The organism is Mycolicibacterium sp. XJ2546 (assembly GCF_053483195.1).
Genome location: NZ_JBEFRW010000003.1, coordinates 107996 through 124797 on the forward strand (window position 1 = coordinate 107996; position 16802 = coordinate 124797).

Genomic DNA, 16802 nt, shown 5'->3' on the forward strand with positions numbered 1-16802 from the left:
ATAGGAGCGACGGATGAAGGTTTATGTCGACCTCGACACCTGCGACGGCAACGGGGTCTGCATGAGCATCTGCCGCGAGGTGTTCGACGTCCGCGAGGACGGTCTTCACCTCCTGCAGGAGCAGCCAGACGAGGACCTGCAACAGAAGCTGGTCGGCGCGCAAGTGTCGTGTCCCACCCGTGCGATCACGGTGCAGGACTGACCCGTGTCGCCGGATCGTTCGCTGCGCAAGGTGGTCGTCGTCGGCGCCGGAGTCGCCGGCGCCATGGCGGCGCAAACACTGCGGACCGAGGGCTACGACGGTGAGCTGACGCTGATCGGCGCCGAACGGTACGCGCCCTACCACCGGCCGCCGCTATCGAAGAAGCTGCTCACCGGCGAGGTGCACCGGGCGGGTATCGACATGGCGCCGCAGAACGAGTTCAGCGCGCGGGTGCTGCGCGGCGCCAGCGCCGTCGGAGTCGACATGGCGTCGCGCACTGTCGCGGTGCGCGACGACGGCCAGGAGCGGTCCGTAAAGTTCGACGGCCTCGTGATCACCAGCGGTGCCGACGCCCGCCGCTGGCCCGGTGGCCCAGTGCCCGACGGCGTGCTGGCGCTGCGCACAGTCGACGACTGCCTGGCGATTCGCTCCAAACTCGGCAAGCGCTCCCGCGTCGTGGTGATCGGCGGCGGGTTCATCGGCACCGAGGTCGCGGCGAGCCTGAACTCGTTGGGGCACAAAATCACTCTGCTTTCCCGAACCGAATCGCTGCTGCAGGCGGCACTCGGTGTGGAGATGGGAAACTGCTGGACCGATCTGCATCGCCGGCACGGCGTGGATGTGCGCGTCGGCGTCGACGTCGACGGGTTCATCGGCGACGAGCATGTGAAGGCTGTCCGGCTGAGCGACAAGTCGAAGATCAAGGCCGACCTGGTGCTCATCGGGCTCGGGGTCGAGCCGGTCACCGACTGGCTACAGGGCTCCGGCATCAAAATCGACAACGGTGTGGTGTGCGACGCCACCGGCGCCGCGCAGGGCGTGACCGGCGTCGTGGCCGCAGGCGATGTCGCGCGCTGGTGGCATCCGCTCTACCAGCAGCATCTGCGGATCGAGCACTGGGACCACGCCTCCCGCCAAGGGATCACTGCGGCACGGAATCTGCTGGTCGGGCCCGGCGACGCCCAGGAGTACGACGCAGTCCCGTACTTCTGGTCCGACCAATACGATGTCAAGCTCCAAATAGTAGGTGTGCCAACAGGATACGATTCCGTCGCGGTCGTCGAGGGTGATTTGGGCGCCCGGCAGTTCGTTGCCGCATACGGTAAGCAGGGACGCACGATCGCGGTGCTCGGCACCATCCCGGGCCGGGTGCACGAGTACCGAGAAGTCATCGCCGACGGTGCCGCCTTTCCCCCGCGCTGTCAGATGCAGCCCGCCTAGCGGCCCGCCCGGACGAGTTCACGGGAAACCGGCCTGTGGTGATCGGCGCCGTGAGAATATTCCCGGCTGAAGGTGATCGCGCGGACGGGAGGTGGAGACGGACATGATTCGGCAGGCAGTGACGGCTCTGGGCGCGGCTCTTGTGGGTGCGCTGATGATGACGCCGCACGCGGCGGCCGACACCGGGCACCAGGTGACGCTCGATTCCGGTGCGGTGCGATGCGACCTGAGCGCCGACAACCCCACATTCGGGACAGGGCCGGTGGCCGTATGCGCGTTGACCAACGGCCAACCCTGGGGTATGGCGCCCTTCGAGACATCCAAGTGGAACCAGCGGCTGAACCTCGCCGTCGTGCAGGGCACCGGGCAGTTCTATTGGGACCGAGGCGATCTCCCTGAGCCAGTCTCGGCGCCGGTGACCGTCGACGGCGGGGAGTATCAGGTCAACGGTTGGGCAGTGCAACCGGAGGGGCTGCGCACCAAGCTCACCTACCTGCCCACCGGTCACGGCATCTACATCAACGCGGGCAACATCCGTAAGTTCTGATCAGTTGATCGGCGCGTTGATCCAGCGCAGGTCATCCAGCACGCCGCGCGCGGCGACGATTCCTTCACCGGTGTGCCACACCTCGTTGTTGACCGCGAACACGCGGTTATCGCGGTTGGCCGACAACCTCTTCCACGCCTCGCTTTCCATCACGGTGGTGGCGTGCTCCTTGGCTTCGGTCGTGGTGAACGAGAGGTAGACGATGTCGCCGTCGGCGGCGGACAGATCGGGGGAGTCCGACAGGTCGGCGTCGGTGATGCCGATCTCGATGTAGGGCTTATCGGTAAACCGTTGGGCCGCAGGACGGTCCACACCGACATCGGCCAGCACGCTGGCCGGGAAGTTGTTCGCGCCGTAGACCCGCATCGTGGTGTCGGTGAACTGCACCACCGACGCCTGGAAATGGGTCGCGTCGTTTTCGGCTCCGGTCTCCTCGGCGGCCCGCTCGAAGCCCTCGATCAGCCCGCCGGCGGCGTCGGCTCGTCCGGTCGCCGCGCCCACCGTGCGCAGGTGGTCTTGCCAGGCCGGGCCCGGCGCGCCGGTGAACACCGTCGGCGCGATCTGCGATAACGCACCGAACGCCTCGGGTGTCAGCGCTTCGGATCCCAGGATCAGGTCGGGCTCCGCGGCCCGGATGCCCTCCAGATCCGGTGTGCTGCGCGTGCCGACATCCGGCACGTCGTGGATCACCGAACCGAGGTAGGACGGCTGTTCGGCGTAGCCGTCCGGCAGCGCCGCGGCCACGATGCGCGACTGCAACCCCAGCGCGCACAGGGCGTCGAGCTGATCGCCGGAGAGCACCACGATGCGCTGCGGATCCGCGCGCACCTCCGTCTCGCCTGCCGCGTGGCGTACGAGGCGATCCGGCGGCCCCGGGTCGACGGCAGCGGGTTCGGGGGCACACGACTCGTCAGGGCGGCGTTGGTTGCCGAGCACACCGGCGCCAGCAATCTTTGTGGTGCTGGTGATCACCGACCCGGCTTCGGGTCCCGGGGCGTCGCCGCCGCCCTGACCGCACCCGCTGACCAGCGCCACCGTCGCTGCGGCGGTGATGAGCGGCGTCGCCGACCGGGCAGCCCACACGCCTATGCGCGCTCTGCTGATCAGCACGTCGCCGACGGTAACATCCGGGGCGCTCCACGCTGGTCAATCACCGTTACGGGCGAAGTACGACGTTATGTAGGACCACCCCGAGCCCCGTCTTTTAGGGAAGCTAGGATTCATCGTTGATGACTGGGGGTGTAGCCCCGACCAGACGTATGGAGGACCTGTTGGTAGCGCAAGCGCCCCCAATCGGACAGCTCGAAGCTCGCCGCCCTTTTCCCGAGCGGATGGGGCCCAAGGGCAACCTGCTCTACAACCTGATCACGACCACCGATCACAAGCTGATCGGCATGATGTACTGCGTCGTTTGCTTCATCTTCTTCTTCATCGGCGGGCTGATGGCGCTGTTCATGCGCACCGAGCTGACGGCGCCGGGACTGCAGTTCCTGTCCAACGAACAGTTCAACCAGCTGTTCACCATGCACGGCACGGTGATGTTGCTGTTCTACGCGACCCCGATCGTGTTTGGGTTCGCCAACCTGGTGCTGCCGCTGCAGATCGGCGCACCCGACGTGGCCTTCCCGCGGCTCAACGCCTTCTCGTTCTGGCTGTTCCTGTTCGGCGGGTTGATCACCATTTCAGGGTTCATCACCCCAGGCGGGGCCGCGGATTTTGGCTGGACCGCCTACGCCCCGCTGTCCAACGCCATGCACTCGCCGGGCGCGGGTGGTGACCTGTGGATCTTCGGCCTGGGTGTGGCCGGTCTGGGCACCATCCTGGGTGCGGTCAACATGATCACGACGGTGGTGTGCATGCGCGCCCCCGGTATGACGATGTTCCGGATGCCGGTGTTCACCTGGAACATCCTGGTCACGTCGATCCTGGTGTTGATTGCGTTCCCGCTGCTGACGGCTGCGCTGTTCGCGCTGGCCTATGACCGCCACCTCGGCGCGCACGTCTACGACCCAGCCAACGGCGGTGTGCTGTTGTATCAGCACTTGTTCTGGTTCTTCGGCCATCCCGAGGTGTACATCATCGCGTTGCCGTTCTTCGGCATAGTCAGCGAGATCTTCCCGGTGTTCTCCCGTAAGCCGATCTTCGGCTACACCACGCTGGTCTACGCCACCATTGGTATCGCGGCGCTGTCGATCGCGGTGTGGGCGCACCACATGTACGCCACCGGGGCGGTGCTGCTGCCGTTCTTCTCGTTCATGACGTTCCTGATCGCCGTGCCGACCGGTATCAAGTTCTTCAACTGGATCGGCACGATGTGGAAGGGCCAGTTGACGTTTGAGTCACCGATGCTGTTCTCCGTCGGCTTCCTGCTGACGTTCTTGCTCGGCGGCGTCACGGGTGTGCTGCTGGCCAGCCCGCCGCTGGACTTCCATGTCACCGACTCGTATTTCGTGGTTGCGCACTTCCACTATGTGCTGTTCGGCACCATCGTGTTCGCTACCTATGCCGGCATCTACTTCTGGTTCCCGAAGATGACCGGGCGGATGCTCGACGAGCGGCTGGGCAAGCTGCACTTCTGGCTGACGTTCATCGGCTTCCACACCACGTTTTTGGTGCAGCACTGGCTCGGCGACCAGGGCATGCCGCGGCGCTACGCCGACTACCTGCCCACCGACGGGTTCACCACACTGAACGTGGTGTCGACGGTTGGCGCCTTCATCCTCGGTGTGTCGGTGCTGCCGTTCACCTGGAACATCTTCAAGAGCTGGCGTTACGGCGAACCGGTTCTGGTGGATGACCCGTGGGGTTACGGCAACTCGCTGGAGTGGGCGACGTCCTGTCCGCCGCCGCGGCACAACTTCACCGAACTGCCGCGCATCCGCTCCGAGCGGCCCGCTTTCGAGCTGCACTACCCGCATATGGTGGAGCGGATGCGTGCCGAAGCTCACATCGGACGTTCCCATGTACCTGCGGACAGCCCGCTCGTCGACCAATCCAGTTAGCGGATACGGCGTCGGCGATGAGCATGCCGAGAGCGTGGCCGCCGGTCGAGCCTCCCGGTGAGTGCTCGTGACCGGCAAGAAACGCAACCGCTCATCGCTGTTGATCACCGTCACCGGACGCGATCAACCGGGTGTCACCTCGGCATTGTTCGGGGTGCTGTCCCGGCACAAGGTCGAGTTGCTGAACGTCGAACAGGTGGTCATCCGCGGCAGGTTGACGTTGGGCGTGTTGGTGGCCGCCGCGGCGGACGTCGCCGGCGGTCACCAGTTGCGCGACGAGGTGACGACCGCGATCCGCGGCGTCGGCCTGGACGTGACCATCGAACCCAGCGACACCCTGCCCGTGCTGCGCGCACCGTCGACGCACACCATCGTCGTGCTGGGGCGGCCGATCACGGCGGAGGCATTCGGCGTGGTGGCCCGCGAACTGGCCGGGCTGGGTGTCAACATCGACACCATCCGCGGCGTGTCCGACTATCCGGTAACGGGTTTGGAGCTGCGGGTGTCGGTGCCGGCGGACGGCGACGTGGGGCAGGTGCAGAGGGCGCTGGCCCGCGTCGCGGTCGACGAACGCATCGACATCGCGCTCGAGGACTACAGCCTGTCGCGACGAGCCAAGAGGCTCATCGTCTTTGACGTCGACTCCACGCTGATCCAGGGCGAGGTCATCGAGATGCTGGCCGAGCGCGTGGGCGCGGCGGCCGCGGTCGCCGAGGTCACCGAGGCCGCGATGCGCGGGGAACTCGACTTCACCGAGTCGCTGAACCGTCGCGTCGCGACGCTGGAGGGTCTGCCCGCGTCGGTGCTTGAGGACGTCGGCGAACAGATCGAGTTGACCCCGGGTGCCCGGACCACGTTGCGCACGCTGCGCCGCCTTGGCTATCACTGCGGCATCGTGTCCGGCGGCTTCCGTCAGGTGATCGCGCCGCTCGCGCACGAGTTGATGATGGACTTCGTCGCGGCCAACGAACTTGAGATCGTCGACGGCAAGCTCACCGGCCGGGTGGTCGGGCCGATCATCGACCGGGCCGGAAAAGCCAAGGCGTTGCGCGATTTCGCCCAGCAGGCCGGGGTGCCGATGAAACAGACGGTGGCCGTCGGCGACGGCGCCAACGACATCGACATGCTCGCCGCCGCCGGGTTGGGTGTCGCGTTCAACGCCAAACCCGCGCTGAAGGAAGTCGCCGACGCCTCGTTGAGCTATCCGTATCTGGACACGCTGCTGTTCATTCTCGGCATCACCCGCAGCGAGATCGAGGCGGCCGACGCCCGCGACGGGGTGATGCGTCGCGTCGAAATCCCCGACGACGAATAGCTATCTCCGCCGCGAGCAGACGCAGACTGTTGTCTTTTCGGCCCGTTTCGTACGCTTTTGCGTCTGCTCGCGCCGGGGAAGCTAGACCACCACGGTCGTCGGCTCGGGGGACGCCGACCCGGTGACGCTGTGCCATGCACGGGCCAGCAACTCGACAGCCGCACTCAACTGAGCCTCGGGCAGCGTGTAGGGCACCCGAACGAACCGCTCGAGCGTGCCATTGACGCCGAACCGGGGGCCCGCGGGCAGGTCGAGGCCCAGGCGCGAGGCCGCGGCCGACAGCGCGGTGCTCATCGGCGCGGGCAGCTGCACCCACAGCGACATGCCGCCGATGCCCGGTCCCGCCTCCCAGTCGGGCAGATGATGCCGCAACAGCCCCAACAGGTGCGCGCGACGGACGCGCAGCATTTCCCGGCGTTCGGGCAGCAGTTCGTCGTGGCGCACGAGAAGCCGTGCGGCAGCGCACTGTTCGAGAACCGCGGTGCCCATGTCGATGGATGGACGCATCGCCGCGATGGTCGCGATCGTGGAGCGCTCGGCGCGAATCCAGCCCACCCGCAGCCCGCCCCAGAACGACTTCGACATCGACCCGACCGTGAGCACCAGATCACGCCGTGAGCGCATCTCCGCGCCCAGTGGGGCGGGCGGCGGCCGATCCAGCCACATGTCCAGGATCGACTCGTCGATGATGGTGCGCGTGCGGGTTTCGGCGATGATGCCCGCCAACCGCTTGCGGTCCCGCACGGGCATCGTCAACCCGGTCGGGTTGTGGTTGTCCGGAATCAGGTAGGCCAGGCTCGGCGACATCTGATGCAGCGAGGCGGCCAACGCGTCGAGGTCCCAGCCATCCTCGATCATGGCGACCGGAACGGGTCGCGCCCCCGCGGCGGTGATTGACGACAGCGCACCGTGATACGTGGGCTGTTCGACCAGCACGCGGTCGCCGGGTTGGACGTAGGTGGTGAGGATCAGGCCGATCGCGTGCAATGCGCCCGTGGTGACCATGACCTCGTCGGGGGCGGTGGGAAGCCCACGCTCACAGTACCTTTCGGCGATGGCTGTGCGCAGCGCGGTGACGCCGACGAGTTCGTGACCCGGTTCATGCAAGTACGGGATCACGTCGTCGGTGGCCTGGGCGAACGCATCGACGACGGCGGCGGCGGGCGCGGACAGCGCCGCGGCGGCCAGGCTCACCGACGGTGGTGCGGCCTCGGCGCGCACCTCGGGGGCGACCGGCAACGCGGTGGTGCTGCGCGCACCCCGTCGCGCGTTGAGATAGCCGTCGTCGCGCAACTGGCTGTAGGCGGCGGTGACTGTGGTGCGCGACACCCGCAGCGCATCGGCGAGCGCCCGTTCACTGGGCAGTTGCGCACCGACGGGTAGGCGGCCGTCGACGATCAGCAACCGGATGGCATCGGCCAGTGCCCGGTACGCGGGTCCGCTGCGGCTGGATGTGCGCCAGTTCCCCAGTTCACGGGCCAAAAGGCCGACACTGAGGGCACGTCCGGGCAGATCGACTGTCATATGCATGCCAGTATGTGATAACTGGCTATTGAATGACAAGCCAGTTCCCGGCCACCATCGCAGGATGAGAACGAAGTGGACATGGCGCCTGGGCCGGGAGCTGAGCAGGCTGTTCAGTTGGCAGGCGCCGAGCGGGTGCGTTGAATTCGCCGATCGTGACGCCGAACGGATGGCCCGTGAACTCGAGCTCATCCGGATGCGCTTTCCGCACCACTCCTGAGCGGCTTCGGCGTGGCCCGTCACGGTGAGCGTGACCGAATGCGCCGAACTCACTTGACTACGATGGGCGCGTGCCAGTCGCCGACGATCCAGCCGATCCCGACCTGCTGATCGATTTCACCGAGGTCACCTTGCGGCGCGGCGGCCGAATCCTCGTCGGCCCGATCACGTGGTCGGTCGAGCTCGACGAACGCTGGGTAATCATCGGCCCCAACGGGGCAGGCAAGACGTCGCTGCTGCGCATCGCCGCCGCGATGGAACATCCGTCGTCGGGCGCGGCGTACGTGCTCGGGGAGCGGCTCGGCCGGGTCGACGTGTCCGAGCTGCGTTCGCGGGTCGGCCTGAGCAGCTCGGCGCTGTCGCAGCGGGTGCCCGAAGCCGAGCTGGTGCGCGACCTGGTGGTCTCGGCCGGCTACGCGGTGATGGGCCGGTGGCGCGAGCGCTACGACGAGGTCGACTACCACCAGGCCGTCGACATCCTGGAGAGCGTGGGCGCCGAGCACCTGGCCGACCGCACCTACGGCACGCTGTCGGAGGGCGAACGCAAGCGGGTCCTCATCGCCCGGTCGATGATGACCGACCCCGAGTTGCTGCTGCTCGACGAACCGGCCGCCGGGCTCGACCTCGGCGGGCGCGAGGAACTGGTGGCCCGCCTGGCGGATCTGGCCGCCGACCCCGATTCACCGGCGCTGGTGCTGGTGACCCACCATGTCGAGGAGATCCCGCCGGGCTTCACGCACTGTCTGCTGCTGTCCGAAGGACAAACCATCGGTTCCGGGCTGCTGCCCGACGTGTTGACAGCGGAGAACCTGTCGACGGCGTTCGGCCAGTCGATCGCCGTCGATGTCATCGACGGGCGCTACTTCGCCCGCCGCACCCGCTCGAGGGCGGCCCATAGGAGACGTGCATGACCGAAGAACCCCTGATCCCGCGGCCCGCCGCAACCGTGATGCTCATCCGCGACAAGGTCCCGCACGCGGGTCGGGGAGTGGAAGTGTTTCTGATGCGGCGGCATTCGGCGATGGAGTTCGTCGGCGGGGTGATGGTCTTTCCCGGCGGCGGGGTCGACGACCGTGACCGCAACGCCGACATCGCGTGGATGGGGCCGGGACCGTCGTGGTGGGCCGAGCGGCTCGGTGTGGACGTCGAGCTGGCCGAGGCGTTGGTGTGCGCGGCCGCCCGCGAGACGTTCGAGGAATCCGGTGTGCTGTTCGCCGGTGCCGCCGACGACTCCGACGTGCTCGTCGACGACGCGTCGGTGTACCGCGACGAACGCCAGGCGCTGGTCGACCGGTCGCTGTCGTTCGCCGACTTCCTGCGCACCGAGAAGTTGGTGTTGCGTGCCGATCTGCTTCGTCCGTGGGCGAACTGGGTGACACCGAAAGAGGAGCGCACCCGCCGCTACGACACGTACTTCTTCGTCGCGGCGCTTCCGGATGGGCAGCGGGCCGACGGGGAGAACACCGAAACCGACGCCGCGGACTGGATCACCCCCGAGGAAGCCCTTCAGGACTTCGCCGACTCCAAGACGTTCCTGCTGCCCCCGACGTGGACGCAGCTGGACGCGCTGGCCGGCCGGACGGTCGCCGAAGTGCTTGCCGTGCAACGCCGGATCGTTGCCGTCGAACCGCATCTGGCCGCCAGGAACGGCAACTGGGAGATCGAGTTCTTCGACAGCGACCGCTACAACGCCGCCCGCAACCACCGGGCGCCCGACAACTACACCCCGGGTGCCCCGCTGGCATGAGCGAGTTCGTCAGCGTCCACACCGGTGATCAGCAGCCCGGCATCGCCACGCTGCTGCTGTCGCGGCCCCCGACCAACGCGCTGACCCGTCAGATGTACCGCGAGCTCGCCGCCGCGGCGGCCGACGTCGGCGGCCGCGACGACGTGCGCGCCGTCGTCGTGTTCGGCGGACACGAGATCTTCTCGGCAGGCGACGACGTCGCAGAACGGCGCACGCTGAACACCGCCGAGGCCGCCGTCGCCGCCAGGGACTGCCGCGCCGCCGTCGACGCGCTGGCCGCGGTCCCCAAGCCGACGGTGGCCGCCATCACCGGGTACGCCCTTGGCGGCGGGCTGACCCTCGCGCTTGGCGCGGACTGGCGGGTGGCCGGCGACAACGTCAAGTTCGGGGTGACGGAGATCCTCGCCGGGCTGGTGCCCGCGGGCGGCACGTCACGGCTGACCGACGCCGTCGGCGCGAGCAAGGCCAAGGATCTGGTGTTCAGCGGCCGCTTCGCCGGTGCCAAGGAGGCGCTGGCCCTGGGGCTGATCGACGAGATGGTCGCCCCCGACGGTGTCTATGACGCGGCGGTGGCGTGGGCCGAACGGTTTGTCGAGCATCCGGCCCAGGTACTGGCTGCGGCCAAGGCCAGCTTCGACGTCTAGGCTGCCAGCCATGAGCCTTGACGAATCCGGTGTGCGCGAGCCGGCTCCTAATCCGCATGCCACCGCGGAGCAGGTAGAGGCGGCCCGTCACGACTCCAAGCTGGCACAGGTGCTGTACCACGACTGGGAAGCCGAGAGCTACGACGACAAGTGGTCGATCTCCTATGACAAACGTTGTGTGGACTACGCACGTGACCTCTTCGATGCGACGGTGCCCGAACACGAGCTGCGCCACCTGCCCTACGACCGGGCACTGGAGCTCGGCTGCGGCAGCGGGTTCTTTCTGCTGAACCTGATCCAGGCAGGCGTGGCGCGGCGCGGCGCGGTCACCGACCTGTCCCCGGGCATGGTCAAGGTCGCCACCCGCAACGGCGAGAACCTCGGGCTACAGATCGACGGCCGGGTGGCCGACGCCGAGGGCATCCCCTACGACGACAACACCTTCGACCTGGTCGTCGGCCACGCCGTGCTACACCACATCCCCGACGTCGAACTGTCGCTGCGCGAGGTGGTCCGGGTGCTCAAGCCCGGTGGCCGGTTCGTGTTCGCCGGCGAGCCGACCAACGCGGGCGAAACCTACGCGCGGCCCCTGTCGACGTTGACGTGGCGGACCGTGACGAACGTGACCCGGCTGCCGGGACTGGGTGGCTGGCGGCGACCGCAGGCCGAGCTCGACGAGTCCTCACGCGCGGCGGCGCTGGAGGCGGTCGTCGATCTGCACACGTTCGACCCGGCCGATCTGGAACGGATGGCCAGAAACGCCGGCGCCACCGAAGTCTCCACCGCCACAACGGAGTTCACCGCCGCAATGTTGGGCTGGCCGCTTCGCACCCTCGAGGCCGCGGTGCCGCCCGGCCGGTTGGGTTGGAACTACGCCAAGTTCGCGTTCAACAGTTGGATCACGTTGAGCTGGGTCGACGACAACGTGTGGCGTCGCTTCGTGCCGAAGAGCTGGTTTTACAACGTGATGGTGACCGGGGTCAAACCGTCCTGAACTTCGGCCTCGACCACGTCGGCTACCTGCGCAGCGACGCCGGCGCGCAGGCGTTGCGCGAGATCGCCGGGCTTCCGTTGACCGATTCCACCCTGGTCGCCGATATCGCTTGGGCGCGTAGGCGGTTCGGTGAGCACGCCGCCGTGCTGGTGGAGACGATGTTGCTGCGCCGCAAGGCCGCGACCAAATTTCCCTGCGCCGACGACTGGTTGTTCACCGGCGAGGCGTTGCAACAGGCCACCGCCGAACCGGTGGCGCGCCACCGCGCACAACGCCTGGCGGACGTGCGCGTGCATGATGCCACCTGCTCGATCGGTACCGAGCTTGCCGCACTTGTGGATTCGGCCGATGTCATCCTCGGCAGCGATATCGATCCGGTCCGGCTGGCGATGGCCCAGCACAACGTGCGGACTGTCGATTTGTGTCGAGCCGATGCGCTGCGCCCGATCACCCGAGGTGCCGTCGTCCTGCTCGATCCGGCGCGGCGCCGGGGCGGACGACGCCGGTTCGATCCGCGCGACTACACACCGGCGCTCGATGCCCTGCTGACGGTGTACCGCGATCACGATTTCGTCGTGAAGTGCGCCCCCGGAATCGATTTCAGCGCGGTGCGCCGGCTCGGTTTCACCGGCGAGATCGAGGTGACCTCGCTGGCGGGCAGTGTGCGCGAGGCCTGCCTGTGGTCGGGCGCGCTGGCCGAGGCGGCAGTCACCCGACGCGCCACGATCCTGGACACGGGTGAGCAGCTCACCGACGCCGAGCCCGACGACTGCGTGGTGGCGCCGGCGGGCCGCTGGATCGTCGACCCCGACGGCGCCGTCGTACGCGCCGGTCTGGTGCGCCACTACGCCGCCCGGCACGGGCTGTGGCAGCTCGACCGTGACATCGCCTATCTGTCGGGGGACCGGTTGCCCGACGGCGTGCGCGGTTTCGAAGTGCTGGAGCAAATCGACTACAGCGAACGGCGACTGCGCCAGGCGCTTTCGGCGCGCGGCGTCGTCGGTCTGGAAATCCTGGTACGCGGGGTCGATGTGGACCCCGACAGGCTGCGGTCGCGGTTACGGTTGCGCGGATCGACACGTGCTTCGGCAATCATCACCCGGATCGGAACCGGTCCGGCAAGCCGGGCAACGGCATTCATTTGCCGTCCGTCGCGGTGAACGGTTACGTACCCTGTCCCTGACGCGCCGGTGTGGTTGCCGGCGCCGACTGCAAGGATGTCCGACGATGCGCATGCTCACAGGAACTGCCCTACTGGCAGCAGGTGTGGTTGTCGGCTCCCTCGGCGCTCCGGCGGCGTCGGCGCAGACGGCCTGTCAGGAACTCGGCGGCGTGGTCGACGCCGACCAACTGTGCCAGGTCCACGCCGAGGGGCCCACCTACCAACTCGACTTCAAGTTCCCCACCGGCTACCCGGATCCCGCACCGGTGGTGGCTTACCTGACGCAGGCCAGGGACGGTTTCATCAACGTCGCCGAGATGCCCGATTCCTACACCCTGCCGTACGAATTGGATGCGACAGGCGCCAGCTACCGCTCGGGTCCGCCGAACGCGGGCACCAGGAGCCTGGTGTTCACGTTGTGGCAGAACGTCGGCGGCGCCCATCCGCAGACGTTCTATCAGGCGTTCAACTGGAACGTCGGCAAGAACGCGCCGATCACGTTCGACAACCTGTTCAAACCGGGCAGTAAACCGCTTGACGTGATCTACCCGGAGGTCGACCGGTACCTGCAAAACGAATACGGCACGGTCAATCCCGTTCCGCCTGGCAGCGGCAGGGATCCGATCAACTACCAGGACTTCGCGCTGACCGACGACGCCCTGATCTTCTTCTTCACCCAGGGCTCGCTGCTCCCGGAGTCCGCGGGACCGGTGGAGGCGTCGGTGCCGCGCGCCGTCGTCGCGCCCATTCTGGCGCTCTAAGCGGGCGCGAACCCGTAGACGACGCCGTCGCTGGTGGCGGTGACGACGCGCCCGTCATCGCCGATCGAGACGCCGACGGGCCAACCCGTCGCCTCGGGCAGCGGATAGGTATTGACGGTGTGGCCGTCGGCGGGGTCGAACGTCATCAGCGCCAGCCCGTCCTCGCCGTCGCGGACCACGGTGTAGGCCACGTCGGGCCCGGCTTGGCTGGACGTCGACAGGGTCGTGACGTCGTCGCGGGTCCAGAGCACCTCGCCCTCGCCGCCGGTGTCCTTGATACCGACGAGTTTTGCGCCGGGTCCGCCGCCGGCCACGATCAGCCCGTCCGGTGACACCGAGGGCGGCGTCTGCGCGAGATAGTCCAGCGGCACCGACCACTTCGGGGTGCCGTCGGCGGCGTTGAGCGCCCAGAGTCGCTGGTCGCGGCCGTTGACGTACACCGTCGAACCGTCCGCCGAGAAGACCGGACTGGCCAACGGTCCGCCGCCGACGGCGTCGCTGGTCCAGTCGCGGGTCAGCAGCGGAGTCTGGCCGGGCCGGTAGCGCAGCGCGACGAGGACCGGCGCGTCGGCGCCAGGCTCCCACAGGCTCAACACGATCAGTCCCGGCGTCGGCGCGAACGCCGGCGCGGCGGCCACCGGGCAGCGCGCGCGGGCCAATTGGCAGTCGGCGAGCCCGCGTTCGGAATCCGTCGGGTCCACGCCGGCCACCAGGTCCAGCGGCGTACCCACCACGACTCCGTTGTGGGCGTCGAATACCAGTACCTGACCGAGGTGGGTGACGACCAGCAGATGCCCCGGCTCGAGAATCCGTGGTGTGGTCGGCATTCCGATCACCGGTTTGCGCCAGCGGATCCACTGTGTGGTCGGAAAAGTCAGCACTGCGCCGGGTTGGCCGACATAGAGGTTGTCGAACCCGTCAAGAAGCGGACTGAACACGCCGCCGCCCTGCACCAGCCGGGTGCACCAGCGCTGGCGGGCGTTGTTGTCGGCCTCCCAGACCATCAGCGAACAACCGGTCGGGGTTTGTGCGTTGATCCCGAGGTAGCCGTTGTTTCCCAGCGCGACGGCGGAGCGCAGATCCCCCTTGACCGAGCGGGTCCAGTCCAGACGGAGCGTGTCGGCGCCGGGATGGGGTGTGTAGCTGCTGTTGCGCGCGTCGCCATACTGCGCCGGCCAGCCCTCCGCGGGCTTCGCCTCCACCCAGGAGTCGGGGTTGCCGCACCCCGCCAACACGGCCGTGATCAGCGCCGTCGACGCGAGCACGGTCAATCGCCGCAACACGGGTTCCTTCCTCTGCGGAGTACGCGAAGCACACGTGAGGGTAACCGCTCGAGGCCAGAGTCCTCGCGTAGGCTTTCCGGCCATGACGACCATGTGGGGCGCACCGCTGCACAAGCGGTGGCGCGGGTCGCGGCTGCGTGATCCGCGCCAGGCCAGGTTCTTGACGATGGCGTCGCTGCGGTGGGTACTGGCCAACCGCGCCTACAGCCCGTGGTATTTGGTGCGCTACTGGCGGTTGTTGAAGTTCAAGCTCGCCAACCCCCACATCATCACCCGCGGCATGGTGTTCCTCGGCAAGGGCGTGGAGATCCAGGCCACCCCCGAGCTCTCGACCATGGAGATCGGCCGGTGGGTCCACATCGGCGACAAGAACACCATCCGCTGCCACGAGGGTTCACTGCGGTTCGGGGACAAGGTGGTGCTCGGTCGCGACAACGTCATCAACACCTACCTCGACATCGAGCTGGGTGACTCGGTGCTGATGGCCGACTGGGTCTACATCTGTGATTTCGACCACAGGATGGACGACATCAACGTGCCGATCAAGGATCAGGGCATCGTCAAGGGCCCGGTGCGCATCGGCCCCGACACCTGGATCGCCACCAAGGTCACGGTGCTGCGCAACACCTCGATCGGGCGCGGCTGCGTGCTGGGGTCGCACGCGGTGGTCAAGGGTGAGGTGCCGGACTTCTCGATCGCCGTCGGCGCGCCTGCCAAGGTCGTCAAGAACCGGCGGCTGGCGTGGGAGACCTCGGCGGCCCAGCGCGCCGAGCTGGCCGCGGCGCTGGCCGACATCGAACGCAAGAAAGCCTCCCGCTGAGCCTTCCCTTTGCGCGAGCGTGCATGTTTGAGGCCGACACGCCGTCATTTGCGCGGAGTTTGCGGTCGTCCCCTACTTGCGTGTGGGCCCACGCGCCACGGTGGTCAGCGGTCGGGCAACGCGTGCTCGACGATCGTGCGGCGGCGATGCGGTTGGCGCTCAGCCCGTTTGGCGGCCAAGTACACCTGCGCTGTCTCCTCGGCGACGGTGTCCCAGGCGAAGTCTGACGTGAGGCGTTCGCGTGCGGCGACGGCCATCTCCTGGGCGGCCTGCGGGTCGTCGAGCACGGCGCGTACCGCGGCGGCCAGGCCGGCGATATCCCGTGGGGCATACGACATGCCGGTCTGGCCGTTGATCACGGCCTCACCCAAACCGCCGACGTCGGAGGTCACCAGCGGGGTGCCGGTCGCGGCGGCCTCAAGCGCGACGATGCCGAACGGTTCGTAGTGGCTGGGCAGCACGGCCGCGTCGGCGGTGTGCAACAGGTCGACCAGATCGGCGTGGTTGAGGTGGCCGACAAACGATGTGGCCTTGAGCACCTTGTGCTTTCGCGCCTGCTCGACGAGCCACGCGTGCTGGGTACCGGTGCCGGCGACGGTCAGCGTGGTGCCGGGGTGGGTGCGCCGGATACGGGGCAGCGCGGCGATGGCGTCGTGCACGCCCTTCTCATACTCGAGTCGGCCCAGGTACACCAGCTGCGGCGGGCCGGTGTGTGGCTGTCGCTTCGCGAAAGGCCAATGTGCAACGTCGATTCCGTTGCGGATCACCCGCGTCTCGGCCAGGCCGGGACCGAACAACTCGGTGATCTCGTCGGCCATCGACGCCGAACAGGTGATCAGCGAGTCGGATTCGTGAACAAGCCAGGACTCCACCGCGTGCACCTGGCGGCTGATCGGTCCCGACACCCAGCCGGAGTGCCGACCCGCCTCGGTGGCATGGACGGTGGAAATCAGTGGTACGTCGAAGTATTCGGCCAGCGCGATCGCCGGGTGCGCGACCAGCCAGTCGTGCGCGTGGACGACGTCGGGTTTCCAGGGTTCGGCGTTGGCTCCCTTGATCGCCAACCCCGCCCGCACCATCGCGTGCCCCATCGCCAACGTCCAGGCCATCATGTCGGTGCCGAAGTCGAACTCGTGCGGGTCCTGGGCGGCGGCGACGACGCGGACTCCCTCGCGCGTGTCGTCGGAGGTGGGGTGGCTGCTGGGGTCGGTGCCGCTGGGGCGACGGCTGAGCACCACCACCTCGTGTCCGGCGTCGGCAAGCGCCGTGGCCAGGTGGTGCACGTGGCGGCCGAGGCCGCCGACGACCACCGGCGGGTACTCCCACGACACCATGAGGACTTTCATCGGATCGCCCCGACG

17 protein-coding genes are annotated in these 16802 nt (G+C 67.8%); 13 read left to right on the forward strand and 4 right to left on the reverse strand.

Features of this window, described 5'->3' with window-relative positions; genetic code table 11:
• The first annotated feature begins 13 nt into the window (after positions 1–13).
• The 3 genes from ABQE44_RS06850 (at position 14) to ABQE44_RS06860 (ending at position 1970) form a co-directional block, all read left to right on the forward strand.
• Complete coding sequence (locus ABQE44_RS06850) at positions 14–202, forward strand: ferredoxin (protein ID WP_448390694.1); 189 nt, start codon at positions 14–16, stop codon at positions 200–202.
• A 3-nt stretch (positions 203–205) separates the two neighbouring features.
• Positions 206–1423 carry an NAD(P)/FAD-dependent oxidoreductase gene (locus tag ABQE44_RS06855; protein WP_448428877.1) on the forward strand — a complete coding sequence of 406 codons (1218 nt, stop codon included), beginning with the start codon at positions 206–208 and terminating at the stop codon, positions 1421–1423.
• Between the two features lie 103 nt (positions 1424–1526).
• Entirely contained in the window at positions 1527–1970 is a 444-nt protein-coding gene (locus ABQE44_RS06860) for a hypothetical protein (protein ID WP_448428879.1), read from the forward strand.
• Here the strand turns inward: ABQE44_RS06860 and ABQE44_RS06865 are convergent, their stop codons facing one another.
• Positions 1971–3080: an iron-siderophore ABC transporter substrate-binding protein gene (locus tag ABQE44_RS06865; protein WP_448390697.1), complete on the reverse strand. Its 1110-nt coding sequence runs from the start codon at positions 3078–3080 to the stop codon at positions 1971–1973.
• A 161-nt stretch (positions 3081–3241) separates the two neighbouring features.
• Here ABQE44_RS06865 and ctaD point away from each other — a divergent pair, with 161 nt between their 5' ends.
• Both ctaD and serB read left to right on the forward strand, forming a co-directional pair.
• Positions 3242–4972, forward strand: coding sequence for an aa3-type cytochrome oxidase subunit I (gene ctaD, locus ABQE44_RS06870; protein ID WP_448391355.1), 1731 nt, complete (start codon positions 3242–3244; stop codon positions 4970–4972).
• Between the two features lie 67 nt (positions 4973–5039).
• Entirely contained in the window at positions 5040–6287 is a 1248-nt protein-coding gene (serB, locus tag ABQE44_RS06875) for a phosphoserine phosphatase SerB (protein WP_448390698.1), read from the forward strand.
• Positions 6288–6368: 81 nt separating this feature from the next.
• On the opposite strand, the gene yczR is transcribed toward serB, so the two are convergent.
• On the reverse strand, positions 6369–7811 hold the full coding sequence (gene yczR, locus ABQE44_RS06880) for a MocR-like transcription factor YczR (RefSeq protein WP_448428881.1): 1443 nt from the start codon (positions 7809–7811) through the stop codon (positions 6369–6371).
• 64 nt (positions 7812–7875) lie between these two features.
• On the opposite strand from yczR, the gene ABQE44_RS06885 reads away from it, so the two are divergent.
• From ABQE44_RS06885 to ABQE44_RS06915, 7 genes are all read left to right on the forward strand, one after another.
• Positions 7876–8031: a hypothetical protein gene (locus ABQE44_RS06885; protein WP_448390699.1), complete on the forward strand. Its 156-nt coding sequence runs from the start codon at positions 7876–7878 to the stop codon at positions 8029–8031.
• Positions 8032–8101: 70 nt separating this feature from the next.
• A complete protein-coding gene (locus ABQE44_RS06890; RefSeq protein WP_448390700.1) occupies positions 8102–8941 on the forward strand; it encodes an ABC transporter ATP-binding protein in 840 nt (279 codons plus the stop codon).
• Complete coding sequence (locus ABQE44_RS06895; RefSeq protein WP_448428883.1) at positions 8938–9777, forward strand: NUDIX hydrolase; 840 nt, start codon at positions 8938–8940, stop codon at positions 9775–9777. Before ABQE44_RS06890 ends, ABQE44_RS06895 begins: the two co-directional genes overlap by 4 nt.
• On the forward strand, positions 9774–10421 hold the full coding sequence (locus tag ABQE44_RS06900) for an enoyl-CoA hydratase (protein ID WP_448428885.1): 648 nt from the start codon (positions 9774–9776) through the stop codon (positions 10419–10421). The genes ABQE44_RS06895 and ABQE44_RS06900 overlap by 4 nt, the downstream gene beginning before the upstream one ends.
• Positions 10422–10431: 10 nt before the next feature.
• A complete protein-coding gene (locus ABQE44_RS06905; protein ID WP_448428886.1) occupies positions 10432–11415 on the forward strand; it encodes a class I SAM-dependent methyltransferase in 984 nt (327 codons plus the stop codon).
• Complete coding sequence (locus tag ABQE44_RS06910; RefSeq protein WP_448429225.1) at positions 11373–12575, forward strand: THUMP-like domain-containing protein; 1203 nt, start codon at positions 11373–11375, stop codon at positions 12573–12575. Before ABQE44_RS06905 ends, ABQE44_RS06910 begins: the two co-directional genes overlap by 43 nt.
• 67 nt (positions 12576–12642) lie before the next feature.
• Positions 12643–13338 carry an esterase gene (locus ABQE44_RS06915; RefSeq protein ID WP_448428889.1) on the forward strand — a complete coding sequence of 232 codons (696 nt, stop codon included), beginning with the start codon at positions 12643–12645 and terminating at the stop codon, positions 13336–13338.
• Here the strand turns inward: ABQE44_RS06915 and ABQE44_RS06920 are convergent.
• Positions 13335–14621 carry a BamB-related PQQ repeat family beta-propellar protein gene (locus ABQE44_RS06920; protein ID WP_448428891.1) on the reverse strand — a complete coding sequence of 429 codons (1287 nt, stop codon included), beginning with the start codon at positions 14619–14621 and terminating at the stop codon, positions 13335–13337. The two genes, ABQE44_RS06915 and ABQE44_RS06920, sit on opposite strands and share 4 nt — an antisense overlap.
• Positions 14622–14703: 82 nt before the next feature.
• Between ABQE44_RS06920 and ABQE44_RS06925 the strand changes: the two genes are divergently transcribed.
• Positions 14704–15441, forward strand: coding sequence for an acyltransferase (locus ABQE44_RS06925; protein WP_448390706.1), 738 nt, complete (start codon positions 14704–14706; stop codon positions 15439–15441).
• Positions 15442–15545: 104 nt separating this feature from the next.
• On the opposite strand, the gene ABQE44_RS06930 is transcribed toward ABQE44_RS06925, so the two are convergent.
• Complete coding sequence (locus ABQE44_RS06930; RefSeq protein WP_448390707.1) at positions 15546–16787, reverse strand: glycosyltransferase family 4 protein; 1242 nt, start codon at positions 16785–16787, stop codon at positions 15546–15548.
• Between the last annotated feature and the right edge of the window lie 15 nt (positions 16788–16802).

What these genes read in the sequence shown, in the direction of transcription:
- ABQE44_RS06860 (WP_448428879.1), top strand. Translation starts at nt 1,527, where the DNA reads ATGATTCGGCAGGCAGTGACGGCTCTGGGCGCGGCTCTTGTGGGTGCG.
- ABQE44_RS06850 (WP_448390694.1), top strand. Translation starts at nt 14, where the DNA reads ATGAAGGTTTATGTCGACCTCGACACCTGCGACGGCAACGGGGTCTGC.
- ABQE44_RS06915 (WP_448428889.1), top strand. Translation starts at nt 12,643, where the DNA reads ATGCGCATGCTCACAGGAACTGCCCTACTGGCAGCAGGTGTGGTTGTC.
- ABQE44_RS06885 (WP_448390699.1), top strand. Translation starts at nt 7,876, where the DNA reads ATGAGAACGAAGTGGACATGGCGCCTGGGCCGGGAGCTGAGCAGGCTG.
- ABQE44_RS06925 (WP_448390706.1), top strand. Translation starts at nt 14,704, where the DNA reads ATGACGACCATGTGGGGCGCACCGCTGCACAAGCGGTGGCGCGGGTCG.
- ABQE44_RS06930 (WP_448390707.1), bottom strand. Translation starts at nt 16,787, where the DNA reads ATGAAAGTCCTCATGGTGTCGTGGGAGTACCCGCCGGTGGTCGTCGGC.
- ABQE44_RS06895 (WP_448428883.1), top strand. Translation starts at nt 8,938, where the DNA reads ATGACCGAAGAACCCCTGATCCCGCGGCCCGCCGCAACCGTGATGCTC.
- ABQE44_RS06905 (WP_448428886.1), top strand. Translation starts at nt 10,432, where the DNA reads ATGAGCCTTGACGAATCCGGTGTGCGCGAGCCGGCTCCTAATCCGCAT.
- ABQE44_RS06900 (WP_448428885.1), top strand. Translation starts at nt 9,774, where the DNA reads ATGAGCGAGTTCGTCAGCGTCCACACCGGTGATCAGCAGCCCGGCATC.
- yczR (WP_448428881.1), bottom strand. Translation starts at nt 7,811, where the DNA reads ATGACAGTCGATCTGCCCGGACGTGCCCTCAGTGTCGGCCTTTTGGCC.